This window comes from Fervidobacterium changbaicum (assembly GCF_004117075.1).
Lineage (GTDB): Bacteria > Thermotogota > Thermotogae > Thermotogales > Fervidobacteriaceae > Fervidobacterium > Fervidobacterium islandicum.
Map to the genome: position 1 here is coordinate 2,109,183 of NZ_CP026721.1, position 13,081 is coordinate 2,122,263.

At 40.3% G+C, this 13,081-nt stretch carries 14 protein-coding genes and 1 tRNA gene; all 15 read left to right on the forward strand.

The window, feature by feature from the left end; all coding sequences use genetic code 11:
• Window positions 1-63 precede the first annotated feature (63 nt).
• The 15 genes from recJ to CBS1_RS09660 all read left to right on the forward strand — a co-directional run bounded on the left by recJ (window position 64) and on the right by CBS1_RS09660 (window position 13,042).
• The gene (gene recJ, locus CBS1_RS09590) at window positions 64-3,024 is read left to right on the forward strand and encodes a single-stranded-DNA-specific exonuclease RecJ (protein ID WP_033191071.1); all 2,961 of its coding nucleotides are present in this window, start codon (window positions 64-66) and stop codon (window positions 3,022-3,024) included.
• Between the two features lie 23 nt (window positions 3,025-3,047).
• Complete coding sequence (gene ruvX, locus CBS1_RS09595) at window positions 3,048-3,713, forward strand: Holliday junction resolvase RuvX (protein WP_033191072.1); 666 nt, start codon at window positions 3,048-3,050, stop codon at window positions 3,711-3,713.
• Window positions 3,714-3,764: 51 nt separating this feature from the next.
• Window positions 3,765-3,841, forward strand: a tRNA-Arg gene (locus CBS1_RS09600).
• A gap of 69 nt (window positions 3,842-3,910) precedes the next feature.
• Window positions 3,911-5,005, forward strand: a complete 1,095-nt coding sequence (locus tag CBS1_RS09605; protein ID WP_033191073.1) for a M24 family metallopeptidase — start codon at window positions 3,911-3,913, stop codon at window positions 5,003-5,005.
• Between the two features lie 13 nt (window positions 5,006-5,018).
• Entirely contained in the window at window positions 5,019-5,363 is a 345-nt protein-coding gene (locus CBS1_RS09610) for an AtpZ/AtpI family protein (protein WP_241685521.1), read from the forward strand.
• Window positions 5,341-5,730 carry a hypothetical protein gene (locus CBS1_RS09615; protein WP_033191074.1) on the forward strand — a complete coding sequence of 130 codons (390 nt, stop codon included), beginning with the start codon at window positions 5,341-5,343 and terminating at the stop codon, window positions 5,728-5,730. Before CBS1_RS09610 ends, CBS1_RS09615 begins: the two co-directional genes overlap by 23 nt.
• 11 nt (window positions 5,731-5,741) lie before the next feature.
• The gene (atpB, locus tag CBS1_RS09620; RefSeq protein WP_033192402.1) at window positions 5,742-6,599 is read left to right on the forward strand and encodes a F0F1 ATP synthase subunit A; all 858 of its coding nucleotides are present in this window, start codon (window positions 5,742-5,744) and stop codon (window positions 6,597-6,599) included.
• Window positions 6,600-6,665: 66 nt separating this feature from the next.
• The gene (locus CBS1_RS09625) at window positions 6,666-6,923 is read left to right on the forward strand and encodes a F0F1 ATP synthase subunit C (protein WP_033191075.1); all 258 of its coding nucleotides are present in this window, start codon (window positions 6,666-6,668) and stop codon (window positions 6,921-6,923) included.
• Window positions 6,924-6,933: 10 nt separating this feature from the next.
• Entirely contained in the window at window positions 6,934-7,419 is a 486-nt protein-coding gene (atpF, locus tag CBS1_RS09630) for a F0F1 ATP synthase subunit B (protein ID WP_033191076.1), read from the forward strand.
• A complete protein-coding gene (locus tag CBS1_RS09635; RefSeq protein WP_090222372.1) occupies window positions 7,416-7,961 on the forward strand; it encodes a F0F1 ATP synthase subunit delta in 546 nt (181 codons plus the stop codon). The genes atpF and CBS1_RS09635 overlap by 4 nt, the downstream gene beginning before the upstream one ends.
• Before the next feature lie 4 nt (window positions 7,962-7,965).
• Window positions 7,966-9,489: a F0F1 ATP synthase subunit alpha gene (gene atpA / locus CBS1_RS09640; RefSeq protein ID WP_033191078.1), complete on the forward strand. Its 1,524-nt coding sequence runs from the start codon at window positions 7,966-7,968 to the stop codon at window positions 9,487-9,489.
• Window positions 9,490-9,495: 6 nt separating this feature from the next.
• Window positions 9,496-10,338 carry an ATP synthase F1 subunit gamma gene (gene atpG / locus CBS1_RS09645; RefSeq protein ID WP_090222374.1) on the forward strand — a complete coding sequence of 281 codons (843 nt, stop codon included), beginning with the start codon at window positions 9,496-9,498 and terminating at the stop codon, window positions 10,336-10,338.
• Window positions 10,339-10,380: 42 nt separating this feature from the next.
• On the forward strand, window positions 10,381-11,799 hold the full coding sequence (atpD, locus tag CBS1_RS09650) for a F0F1 ATP synthase subunit beta (RefSeq protein ID WP_033191080.1): 1,419 nt from the start codon (window positions 10,381-10,383) through the stop codon (window positions 11,797-11,799).
• Between the two features lie 40 nt (window positions 11,800-11,839).
• Complete coding sequence (locus CBS1_RS09655; RefSeq protein ID WP_033191081.1) at window positions 11,840-12,127, forward strand: F0F1 ATP synthase subunit epsilon; 288 nt, start codon at window positions 11,840-11,842, stop codon at window positions 12,125-12,127.
• A 96-nt stretch (window positions 12,128-12,223) separates the two neighbouring features.
• Window positions 12,224-13,042 carry a DegV family protein gene (locus CBS1_RS09660; protein ID WP_236938531.1) on the forward strand — a complete coding sequence of 273 codons (819 nt, stop codon included), beginning with the start codon at window positions 12,224-12,226 and terminating at the stop codon, window positions 13,040-13,042.
• Window positions 13,043-13,081 lie beyond the last annotated feature (39 nt).

Genomic DNA, 13,081 nt, shown 5'->3' on the forward strand with positions numbered 1-13,081 from the left:
CTGAATTTGTGGTAAAATTCAAAGTAGAATTTAAAAATCTAAGAAAGAAAGGTTGAGGAGCTGATGAGATGGGAATTAAGAGAGGTTGATGAATCACTTGTCGACCAGCTTACAAGAGAGCTGGAGATTGATCGTTTGGTGGCAAAGTTGTTGGTGCTTCGGGGTATAAAGACCTCCGAACAAGCTCGGAATTTCTTGTATCCGACAAGGAAGGTTTTGCGTTCACCTTTTTTATTGAAGGATATGGACAAATCTGTTGAAATACTTTTAAAAGCGAGAGATAACAGCGAAAAAGTTATGGTACACGGTGATTACGATGTTGATGGAATAACTGGAACTGCTGTTTTGTACACGTTCCTTTCTGAGAATGGTTGGGATGTCGATTATTACATTCCTAAGCGTGCAGATGACGGCTACGGTATTCAACCACAATTCGTAGAAGATGCCTACAAAAGCGGTGTAAGAGTACTTTTAACTGTGGACTGTGGAATCACAGCATTCGAGGCTATTGAAAAAGCCAAAGAACTTGGGATGAAGGTTGTTATCACCGATCATCACCAGCCTAAAGAAACTCTTCCAAATGCTGATGCTATTGTTAATCCAAAACGCCATGATGAAGAATATCCTTTCAGGGAATTTGCAGGTGTTGGTGTGGCTTACAAGCTTGTATCGGCATTAGCTGAAAAGCTTAACATCCACCCTGCTGTTGTTGATGAATTGCTTGACCTTGTTGCACTGGGTACGGTTGCTGACATGGTTGAACTACTTGACGAGAACCGGTACATAGTTAAAGAAGGACTTAAAAGGTTAAACAACACTGCAAAACTCGGTATCGTTCGTTTAGTTCAAAAACTCGGAATATCGATGATAAGCTCCCGTGATATTGGCTACCGAATAGCTCCAAAGTTGAATGCTGCCGGACGGCTCGATTCTCCAGACGATGCGTTCAGGCTCATCATCACTAAAGATGAAGCAAGTGCTACGGAACTTGCTGAGCTGTTGCTTGGATACAATACGACGAGGCAAAGCATAGAGGCAAAGATCTACAATGAAGCTGTCCAAATGGTCGAAGAAAAGGGACTGAGCTCACTTCCAATTGTTGTTGCCTATGGCCGCGGATGGCATTTGGGCGTTATTGGTATTGTTGCGACAAGGTTGGTTCATCTCTACAACAAGCCTGTGATGGTTATCTCCGTCGAAGAAGATGGTATTGCAAGGGGTTCTGCGAGAAGTGTGCAAGGGGTGAATATAATAGAGCTTCTTGAAAGGTTCAGAGACATTTTTGAGGATTTTGGTGGTCACACAATGGCCTTAGGTTTTAGTCTTAAGGAAGAAAAAATACCCGAGTTAATTGAAGCGATTAAGACACATGTAACAGAGGATGACGTAAGGGTTGAACCGGTTGTTATGATTGACGAAAAGATAACAATTGATGAGATTGACGACAGTATCATAAAAGCAATTGAGTTGCTTGAGCCATACGGACATGGCAATCCAGAACCCGTATTCTTGATTCAGAACAGCGCTGTAGAAAGGCTTAAGATTTTTGGTGAGACTGGGTACAATGTACGTGTGACGTTAAAAGGTAACAATAAAAGTATAGAAGGTGTGGGCTTTGGCTTAAAAATTCAACCGTCTGAATTGTATGGATTGCAGCCACAATTCCTCAGGATGGACGTTGTCGGTAATTTGAGGATGGGAGAAACAGGGTTACAGTTAAATCTGTTGGACTTAAGAGTCACCCACGTTAACGATGAAGATTTAGCTGATAGAACCTTTATTCACTCGTTCATATCAAATTGGCGACAACAAAAAGAAGAAGATTATGATCAACATCGAATCGAAGATGATGTATACCAGAGATTACCCCGCGTTGCGGAGCTTAGTGATGTAAAAAGGCCTGCGTTGATACGGTTTGATATACCGTACAGAAATGCGTTCTTCTTCCACTTGATGAGAAAGGGCAGGACTCTCATTATCAATCCTTCTAGCACAGAAGCAATGCACGTGTATGAAAGCCTGCAAAGGCACAATATATCGGGATTGACTTTGGCAAACTCAATCAATCGTGTTGATGGAAGGCACTTAATAACCAACGCTGTATATGCAGAAAAGTTTATCAATTCCATCTCTGATTTTGATTTTGTTGTGCTCAACGAAATTCAGTTTTTGAGCAAATTCGAACCAGATCTTTATGAAAAGATTCTTAGAATGTTTGGGAACAGGGCGTTTTTCACAACATTGTATACATTTGAATCAAACCTCCCAGTGTACGAAGTTATTGGAAAGAGCGATTTTTCGATCGAAGATAAGAGAAACCAACCTAAATCATTGAATAATTCTAACTCTCCGTTGGTTTATCTCTTCTCTACACATAACTCGGTAGAAATCTTTTTCAACAACTACATAAAGCGAGTATCAAGCAGGGATACGGTTTTTTACTCATCTCAACTTGAGCCATTCCAGAGGTTGATAATTTCCCATCTGGTAAGAAAGAGAAAAGTAAAGCGGTTAGTCTCATCAACCAACAATGATTCCTTGCCTTCACTTTTTGGAAAAGTCGAAGTTAGGCTTTTCGACTTCCCGTACACACTGAGCGAAATAATTGATACAGTTAGTGGTGAAGGAAATGTACTGCTACAACTTAACTACTCAAAGCAAGATGTTTTTAGAAAACGTGATTCGCTAAAAAAACTTTTTCCCTCTAAAGAAGAGCTTCAAAAAATCATCGAAGAGTTGAATATATACCTGCCAATGAAAATGGAAGAATTTGAGCAATTCCTTGGTAATTATAACGTACCGAAGGGGGTCATAAAGAGTGTTTACAAGGACCTTGATGGTATTAGAGACAATTTAGTTCGTGCGGTTGATTTCGAGCCAGAAAAGATAACAAGACTCAAAGAGCGTGATATAGAATTGGGATATTTTGAAAGATACACACTTCAAATAGAATCGCTCAATGTAAAAGAGATGTTTAAACTCATCGATGAAAGATACTTGTACGATTCAGAAATAATAATTTAAATTACAAACAAGGAGAACAGAAAATGTCATTTATAGTGGTTGACTATGGAAAAAGTAAATCTGGCTATGCAGTTGGAAGCGTGTTTGTATCAGAAAGTGGGACGCTGAAAACATCGGAATTATTAAGAAAAATCGAGAACTTCGATACTGTTGTTTTCGGCTTGCCTCTTTCTATGAGCGGAAATTATTCAACACAAACATTTGAAGTGATAAAGTTCGCGCTTAAAGTAAAAGACCGCGGCAAGCGCGTATTATTTGTAGATGAGAGGGTAACCACTAAAATGGCAAAAACTTTTGAGAAGAAGGACGACGATAGGTTTAGTGCGGAGCAATTACTCCTTGAGTATATCCAAAACCCTACAAGCGCTGTTGAATTAAGAAAACATGAAGTGATAGAACCAAGGCAAATTTCATGCGATTTTGCACTTTTTATAGAAGTTCCATTTGTCGAAGCGTTCTCAGTAAGGCAAGGCATAGGGTTTTCAAAAGATCTATACATCGCTTATACATTGTTCAAAAATGGTATTTTCGTATACAGAGTTTGGAGAGATTTTTGTCAAGCTCTTGAGTCGCTTGAAAAACTCCCAGAATCGGTTATAATGAATGAAGAATATAGACTACTTTTGTCAGAATTAGATATTGAAGGATTGGAAAAAATTGTCACTCTTTTCAAAGTCGTGGTAAAATAATTGATGTATATCTATAAGAACTAGCTTAATCAAATAATCATCAATCGGCGCGTGCTCGTAGCTCAATTGGATAGAGCGTCGGACTCCGGATCCGAAGATTGCGGGTTCAAGTCCCGCCGAGCACGCCAAGAAAAAACAAAATTCGAAATCGGCAAAGATTGGTAGTATAGGCTTAGAAATCAAAGGAGGAAAGTTATATGAGAGCGACAAATTCAAAACTAGAGAAAGTAAAGGAACGCGTTTTTGAAAAGGAAGTAGACGCTATAGTTGTTATTAATATCGAAAACTCTAATACTGTTACTACTAGATATCTGTCCGGTTTTACGGGAAGTTTTTCTGCACTTTTGATTACGCCAAGAAGGCATATAATTATAACTGACTCAAGGTACTGGACACAAGTCAAGGAAGAAAGCACCTTTGAATTGGTAAAGTACGTACCACCAAGAAGTTTTTTGGATACCGTTGTTGAGTTAATCAAGAACTTAGATTTGAGAAAAATAGCAATTGAAAAAGAAAGGATTTCTGCAAGCATTTTTGAAACTCTGAAAGATAAGCTCAACGACTGCGAGTTCGAGGATATATCATCCTTAGTTGTTGATGTTAGGTCTGTCAAAGATGAAGATGAAATAGAAAAGATAGAAGTTGCTGTAGAGATTGCTCAGGAAGCATTCAAAAAGATGTTGGAAATTGCGAAACCTGGTATCAAAGAAAAAGAACTCGCAGCTTATCTTGAATACCAAATGAAATTACTGGGAGCGGATGATATCGCATTTGATACTATTATCGCATCTGGTTACAGGGGAGCCCTTCCACACGGGCGCGCTTCTGATAAAAGTATTGAAAAAGGTGAGCCTGTTGTTGTTGATTGGGGAGCAAGGTATAAAGGCTACAACAGTGACCTAACACGTGTATTTTGTGTAGGAGAACCTTCTTCCAACGTCAAGGAAGTGCACAGGATAGTATTTGAAGCTCAACAGAAAGCACTGGATGCTATAAAAGCCGGCGTTACCGGAAAAGAAATAGATGCTATAGCAAGAAATTACATTCAAGAGGCTGGATACGGTGAATATTTCGGCCATGGTTTAGGTCACGGCCTAGGTCTTGAAGTACATGAAAATCCAGGGCTTAGTTTCAGATGGGACAAGCCCTTGCAACCTGGGCAGGTTGTTACAGTAGAACCGGGCATATACCTCGAAGGTGAATTTGGTATAAGGATTGAGGAAGACGTTGTAGTTAGAGAAAATGGCTGCGAAATATTAACCAGCCTTCCGAGGGAATTAATTATTATTTGAAGGAATGAAAAGCTTGTCTGGAGATGTTTATAAACACAAGAAGTCTGGTACGGCAAAAGGTCTTGGCAAAGAGCTTACAAAACTGAACCTTATCTCGGGATTGGGATTCACAATAATAGCGAACGTCTTGGTTGGTTACCTTCTTGGGGCTTTTTTAGATGGCCTATTTTCCACAACGAAGATTTTTAAGATTATCTTCATTGTGCTTGGAACATTATCAGGTGTATACAACGGGATAACCTATATTATCAAAGAGCTCGAAAGATATGATAAAATTGAGAAACAAAAGACTGAGGACTTGGCTATATCAAAGGATCAAGAAAAGAGTAAAGACGATGGCAAACAAAACGATGAATAGTTCTGACAAGCAAGTAGTTGTAGGTTTCGTCAAGAAAATGATTATTTACTCGTCCTTCATTTCGCTTGTATTTTTCCTGATAGGAGCTGCATTGAAGCAATTTGATTTTGCACTTGGTGTGATTATAGGCGAAACAGGTGTTATAATTGGATTAATCTCAATTATCACTACAAAAGATCGATACTTCAAGTTTGGAAAAGGGTATTTCAGAACAGGCTATTTTTTGAGATATGCACTTTATTCATCGCTCTTTTTGTTAGCAGCCGTTGTTTCAAATGATCCGGCAGAGGGTATTTTGGGTGTTTTCGCTGGATTGATGAGTCTAAAAATAGTTGTATTTCTCTTTGCCTGGAGGTGGAAACTTTGAGCAAGAAGAAGATGAGTAAGAAGGCGAAAATTCAGCTGATTATTTTCTTGGTAATCTACACTGTCGTGGGACTCTTAAATGCCAAGTTAATGACCGCTCCACCCTCAGAAGCGCTTAAAAATATAGCAAATCGCTGGATCGTTCAGTTTGGTCCTAAAGATGCTTGGTATTACCGAATTAACCCGATGACTGTAATCATGTCTGTTGCTGTAGTTGCCATCATAATTGCCTTTGCAAAGTCCGTTCACAAGGAATTTAAACTTATTCCCAATAGAAAGCAGGCGTTTGCCGAATCCCTCATGGATTTTCTATACGAGATTGTGGAAAGTAGCGTTCCTAATGAAAAGTATGCAAGAACGGTTTTCAAAATCTCTATGACTTTGTTTTTGTACATTGCCGTTTCAAATCTTATTGGAGGATTTATTCCCGGAGTTTCTGTAGATGTATCGATAGCTGAAAATGGAACAAGGGCTGTCAAGTTTGTTTTATTCAACGATACATGGTTCCCACCAACAGGGGATTTAAACACGAATCTTACGTATGCAGTTATGGTTTTCATCATTAGTCAGTATTTTGCCATAAAGACAAAGGGTGTTAAAGGCTGGCTGAAGGGATTCCTTGAACCCGTTGCCTTTATGCTTCCGATGAACATCGTGGGTGAGCTTGCAAAACCGCTTTCTCATGCGATGCGTCTTTTTGGTAACATAACAGGTGGAGGTATACTGGTACTCGTTATCAGTTATCTTGTAAAGTATATGTTCCTACCACCATTTCTGTGGGCATATTTCGGAATATTCTCTGGCTTAATTCAAGCTTTTGTTTTCTCCACGTTAGCAATTGCTTACATGTCTTCTCAGATCGAAGGTTAGTGGATGCATATGAAGAGGCAGTAATATACTATCCGAACTTAAACTTATTGTGAGGAGGGAGTGCTTATGGAATTTTCTGCAGAACTTGCAAAAGCGATTATGGTAGCGGGTAAAGCCATAGGTGCAGGGCTTGCTATGGGTATTGGTGCTATTGGTCCTGGTGTCGGTGAAGGTAGTATTGGTGCACACGCTATGGATGCTATTGCCAGACAGCCAGAGCTTACGAACGTCATAACAACGCGTATGATTCTCGCAGATGCTATTGCTGAAACAACAGGTATCTATTCCCTTGTTATTGCGTTCTTGATACTCTTCGCGTTGTGAGGCGGTCCTTATGGATCTTTTTGAGATCAATTTAACCTCTGCTGTTCAACTTCTGAGCTTTTTGTTTTTGTTGTGGATGTTGAACAAGCTTCTTTACAAGCCTTTCTTTTCCATGATGGATAAACGGAGAGAAAAAATAGAGGGTGACCTGGCTGAAGCCGAACAGCTCCGTAAAAGCGCTGATGCAATGAAAAAGCAAGCAGAAGAGGAACTCAAAGCTGCACGGCAAAAGGCAGAACAAATCATAGCTGCAGCAGAGAGGGAAGCGGAAAAGATTGTCGATGAAGCTAAACAAAGAGCTCAAAAAGAAGCTGAAAAGGTTATAATAAATGCACAAGCAGAAATAGAAAGGCAAAAGCAAGAAGCTATCTCCCAAGTCCAATCCATTGCAACGGAACTTGCTATTAGCCTTGCGATGAAGGTACTCAAGGATGTCGTTGATGAAAAGGCAAAAAGAGAATACCTTATGAAAATCATAAGGGAGCATGAAAAATGATGTACTCGGCTATAGCGAGTAAATATGCAATGGCTTTGTATAACGTTTCAAAAGTTAATAACAAAACGGAAGAATACAAGGAAAACTTGAAAGTTTTTACACAAATATACGACTACATGTCTGTCTTTCTAAACAATCAGGCGATAAAACCGGAAAACCGTGCACAAGTCGTCTGCCAAATAATGAACGAGCTTGGATTAACAGTAGATCATGTTTTTAGCCGTTTCGTTTACCTTCTAATTGCTAACAAGAGACTTAAGTACATCAAACAAATTGCTACATTTTTCGATTACACCATGCTTGAAGACAAAGGCTTGATACCTGTCAATTTGACAGCAGCTATCGAACTCACGGGTGAAGAAGAAAGATTGCTGGCCGACTTTGTTAGAAGATACACAGGTAGAGAACCTGTTTTCAGCATGGCCGTAAACGAAGATTTGATTGCAGGGGTTGTTATGGAATTTGCTGGTAAAAGGTTTGACGCAAGCATCAAAGGAAGACTTGAGAACTTGGCCCGCAACGTGCTGAGAAGAGAGGGGTGATACCTTGAGATTAAACCCTGGAGAGATTGTTAGAGTATTGGAAAGTAAAATAGCAGAATATCAAGAAGAGATAAAGCTTGAAGATGTTGGAAAGGTTATACAAGTCGGAGATGGCATAGCAAGAGTTTATGGATTGAACAACGTAATGGCCAACGAAATGGTTGAATTTGTAGAAACCGGTACCAAAGGATTGGCTTTCAACCTGGAAGAAGATAACGTTGGTATCATTATACTCGGTGATTACAAAGAGATAAAAGAAGGTCATACGGTTCGAAGGCTTAATAGAATCATGGAAATTCCTGTTGGAGAAGGGCTCCTTGGTCGTGTCGTCAATCCTCTTGGAGAACCGCTCGATGGACTTGGCCCCATTGAGTACAAAGAAACAAGACCTGTGGAATTTAAGGCGCCTGGTGTTATTTATAGGAAACCTGTCGATACGCCACTTCAAACAGGTCTCAAAGTTATAGATTCTTTGATACCCATTGGAAGAGGGCAAAGGGAACTAATAATCGGAGATAGGCAGACAGGTAAGACAGCTATAGCAATAGATACAATTATCAACCAAAAAGGTAAAGGAGTATATTGTATCTACGTTGCAATAGGGCAAAAAGCCTCTGCAGTGGCAAGAATAGTCGAAAAGCTCAGGCAAACAGGTGCTATGGAATACACAACCGTTGTTGTTGCGGCTTCGTCTGACCCTGCAACATTACAGTACCTTGCACCGTACGCCGGTTGTGCAATGGGCGAATACTTTATGTTCAATGGGAAGGACGCGCTCGTAGTTTACGACGACCTGTCGAAGCACGCGGTTGCTTACAGGCAAATTTCGTTGCTTTTGAGAAGGCCACCTGGAAGGGAAGCCTACCCTGGTGATGTGTTCTACTTGCACTCAAGATTACTTGAACGTGCGGCAAGGTTGAATGAGGATTACGGAGGCGGTTCTCTGACCGCTCTTCCAATAATTGAGACGCAGGCAAACGATATTTCTGCTTATATTCCAACAAACGTTATTTCCATCACAGATGGTCAGATATACCTTGAACCTAACCTGTTTTATGCAGGACAAAGACCTGCCGTTAACATAGGTCTGTCAGTTTCTCGTGTCGGTGGAGCTGCGCAAATCAAAGCAATGAAGCAAGTCGCAGGTTCTTTGAAGCTCGATTTGGCGCAGTACCGCGAGCTTGAAACATTTGCTCAGTTTGCAACCGAGCTTGATCCAGCTACGCAAGCACAAATAACAAGAGGTCAGAGATTGATGGAGCTCATGAAACAACCGCAATACAGCCCTATGGAAGTTGAAGAGCAAGTGGTGGTACTATTTGCAGGTGTTAATGGCTATCTCGACGACCTGCCGCTATCTGCGGTCCGTCCATTCGAAGATGGATTCTTGAAATTTGTAAAGGAAAAGTACAAAGAAATATTGGACGAAATAAGGACGACAAAGCAGATTTCAAAAGAATTGGAAGAGAAACTGCATAGCATAGTCAAGGAGTTCAAAGAAGAGTTTGTAAAAGTTTACGGGAAGTGATATTAAATGAGCAGAGGTAAACTGCTTCAAATAAAAAGAAAAATCAACGCAACACAGTCACTCCAAAAGATAACAAAAGCCATGGAAATGGTCTCAACTGCCCGCATTAAGAAGGTCGAAAAAAGACTTCAGATGGCACGGGAGTTCCTCAATGAGACTAAAAAAATAGCCGCGCGTGTCCATTTTGAAGTCAAACATCCGTTCGTGACGGGAAACGGCAAAAAGGTCCTTATTGTCATAGGGACCGATATGGGATTGTGCGGTTCATTCCCAACTGAGATTGCAAAAAGGGCGATTTCACTCGATAAGAAGGAAAATTTCGATCAACTGTACATCGTCGGAGCAAAGATTGCGCCTGTTTTTAGAAATAATCCGAAAGTTGTTCGAATATACGAGCACGTATATGAAACACCAACCTTTGATTTCACTAAAACATTGGTTAACGACTTGCTAGCAAACGGCGCTGGAAAGGTAAAGGTCATATACGGAAGGTTTAAAAATAAATTAGCTCAGGTTCCAGACGTGTACGATTTGACACCTATACAGGTAGAAACAAGTTCAGTATCAGGATCAACTGAAAAAGGCGACAGGTACGAATTCGAGCCATCTGAAGAAAGTTTCCAAAACGCACTTGTTGAATTTTACGCTTCAAGTGTTTTGTATTCTTTAGCTTTTGAGACGAAAATTAGTGAGCTCTACGCACGCCAGAATGCTATGCGGAATGCTACCGAAAACGCCGAAGAAGTGGTCAGAATATTGACCATTGAATATAATAAGGCACGTCAAGCTTCAATTACTCAAGAGCTAATAGAAATAGTAACCGGTGCTGATGCATTGAAGGAAGAGTAATAAAGTAATTTCGAGTTGTTTATAAAAAGGAGCGTGGTAAGCGTGTCCAAAAAGTCCGTAGGTAAGATTGTAAGAATAATAGGACCTGTTGTGGACGTGAAATTTCAAGAAGGAGATTTACCAGACATATATGATGCGCTCGTTGTAATAAACCCGCAAACAGGCAAGAAACTTATTCTTGAAGTTGAACAACTCATAGGTGACAACATCGTTAGGACCGTTGCTATGGACAGCACAGATGGTTTAGTTCGTGGGTTAGAAGTAGAGAACACTGGCGAACCAATCAAAGCTCCTGTTGGCCGTGGAGTTTTGGGAAGAATGTTTAACGTTATAGGTGAACCCATCGACGAGCAGGGTGAATTGAAGGACATAGAATATTGGCCAATTCACAGGCCTGCGCCGAGTATGACAGAACAAAAAACTGAGATAGAGATTCTCGAAACAGGTTTGAAGGTTATAGACCTGCTTGCCCCATTCCCAAAAGGGGGTAAGATCGGATTCTTCGGCGGTGCAGGTGTCGGAAAAACCGTTCTTGTTATGGAAATGATCCGAAACATAGCGATCGAGCACCATGGATTTTCCATATTTGCAGGTGTTGGAGAAAGGACAAGGGAAGGAAACGACCTTTACCTTGAAATGACAGAAGCAGGGGTTTTAAACAACACAGTTCTTGTCTTCGGCCAGATGAATGAACCACCTGGAGCGAGGTTTAGGGTTGCACTAACTGCATTGACAATAGCTGAATATTTCAGAGACGTGGAAGGTAGAGATGTGTTACTTTTCATAGATAACATATTCAGGTTTGTCCAGGCTGGTAGCGAAGTTTCAGCCTTACTTGGAAGAATGCCATCAGCCGTTGGTTATCAACCAACACTCTCAACTGATATGGGTGAACTCCAAGAACGAATAACATCAACTAAGAAAGGATCTATTACATCTGTTCAAGCTATTTACGTTCCTGCTGACGATATCACGGATCCGGCGCCTGCCACAACATTTACACATCTTGACGCTACAATCGTTCTTTCAAGGCAACTCGCAGCGCTTGGTCTATACCCGGCTGTTGACCCACTTGACTCCACTTCTAAAATTCTTGATCCAAACATCGTTGGTAAAGAGCATTATGAAGTTGCACGTGGTGTTCAGGAAGTGCTGCAGAGGTACAAAGATTTGCAAGACATAATTGCTATACTCGGTATGGAAGAACTTTCTGAAGAAGATAAATTGATAGTTCAAAGGGCGAGAAAGATCCAGAGATTCCTCACACAGCCAACACACGTTGCAGAAAGGTTCTCTGGAATCCCAGGGGTCTATGTTCCAATAAAAGAAACAATAAGGGGTTTCAAAGAAATATTGGAAGGTAGATACGATGACTTACCAGAAGCTGCATTCTATATGGTTGGAACAATAGATGAGGCTGTTGAAAAAGCGAAAAAACTTATGAAGTCAGCTGTTATTTAAAAGATAAAGAGGAAATGATACTGCTTAGGAGTTGATTTCGATGAAGATAAAAATAGTAACTCCGTATAAAATTGTTGAATTCGACAATGCCAAATTGATAGTTTTTAAAACTGTCGAAGGAGAGATGGGTGTTCTCGATAAGAGAGCACCCATTATTACAAAACTGGCAATATCTGATGTTCGTATTCAGACAGAAAGTGGCGAGGAGAAGCTCAAGGTTATCGATGGCTTTCTCCACTGTGATGGAAGCAGCACCGTTGTTATACTCACAGAGGAAGTTGGAAGACCTGAGGAGTTTGATCCTCACAAATTTCGAAAAGAGGAATAAAAAGACGTAGACAAGTCTTGCAATGCGCTTATATCTGATCGGCAATGCAAAATTACAAATTCTTTGAAGAGGTGAATTCATCTGAAGAGTGCCATAGTGATAGACAGCACTACAAAGTTAAGAGACGATTTTCGTCCAAACATTGATATATACACCGTGCCTGTCCGGGTCTTCATAAACGACCAAGAGTTTGATGACACAGAAGAGATAACGGATAAGATTCTTGAGGCGCTAAATAGGGGTGAAAAAGTAGAGACCTCTCTACCTCGTGTGGATCTTGTCGAGGATTTGCTGGGACGACTGCGAAAAGAATATGACGTTGTCTATGTTTTATCCATCTCCTCTTTACTCAGTGGAACGTATAACCTTTTTTACACAATAGCGAACAAATACGAGAACGTGTTCGTTTTCGATTCAAAGACCGTTAGTATTCAAAATACATACGTTTTAGAGAGGATGGTAAATGATATATCGCTTGGCAAAAAAATAGAAGAAGATGATATAATATCTTATAGAGATGATTCTCTCTTTCTGATTTCCGTTTTTGACGTAACACAGCTTCAAAGAAGTGGAAGGATTGGAAAAGTTACCTCGTTGATAGGTAAAATGATGCACATCAAACCTATACTTACTATAGCGCGAAATGGAGAAGTTCAATTAGTACAAAAGGCCATTGGCATCAAAAAGGTGAAAGACATTATCAGAGAAAAGGTTCAAGAGTTTGTTGAAAAGGCCAGGCAAAAAAATAGGGGAATAAGGGTTTATGGGGCAGTTGGAACGGAAGAATATAAGGATTTTGTGTACGAAGTAGCACAAATGTACGATGTTAAACCATACTTTGTTGATATAGGACCAGCTGTTACAACACATGTTGGGACAGAAGGATTTGGAATACTCGTAGGTTTGGATTTTTGATTCCCAGCGTTATTATTGCACAACGAGGTAGGTGGATCT

What these genes read in the sequence shown, in the direction of transcription:
- recJ (WP_033191071.1), top strand. Translation starts at nt 64, where the DNA reads ATGAGATGGGAATTAAGAGAGGTTGATGAATCACTTGTCGACCAGCTT.
- CBS1_RS09615 (WP_033191074.1), top strand. Translation starts at nt 5,341, where the DNA reads ATGGCAAACAAAACGATGAATAGTTCTGACAAGCAAGTAGTTGTAGGT.
- atpF (WP_033191076.1), top strand. Translation starts at nt 6,934, where the DNA reads ATGGATCTTTTTGAGATCAATTTAACCTCTGCTGTTCAACTTCTGAGC.
- CBS1_RS09605 (WP_033191073.1), top strand. Translation starts at nt 3,911, where the DNA reads ATGAGAGCGACAAATTCAAAACTAGAGAAAGTAAAGGAACGCGTTTTT.
- atpG (WP_090222374.1), top strand. Translation starts at nt 9,496, where the DNA reads ATGAGCAGAGGTAAACTGCTTCAAATAAAAAGAAAAATCAACGCAACA.
- atpB (WP_033192402.1), top strand. Translation starts at nt 5,742, where the DNA reads ATGAGTAAGAAGGCGAAAATTCAGCTGATTATTTTCTTGGTAATCTAC.
- ruvX (WP_033191072.1), top strand. Translation starts at nt 3,048, where the DNA reads ATGTCATTTATAGTGGTTGACTATGGAAAAAGTAAATCTGGCTATGCA.
- CBS1_RS09655 (WP_033191081.1), top strand. Translation starts at nt 11,840, where the DNA reads ATGAAGATAAAAATAGTAACTCCGTATAAAATTGTTGAATTCGACAAT.
- CBS1_RS09635 (WP_090222372.1), top strand. Translation starts at nt 7,416, where the DNA reads ATGATGTACTCGGCTATAGCGAGTAAATATGCAATGGCTTTGTATAAC.
- CBS1_RS09625 (WP_033191075.1), top strand. Translation starts at nt 6,666, where the DNA reads ATGGAATTTTCTGCAGAACTTGCAAAAGCGATTATGGTAGCGGGTAAA.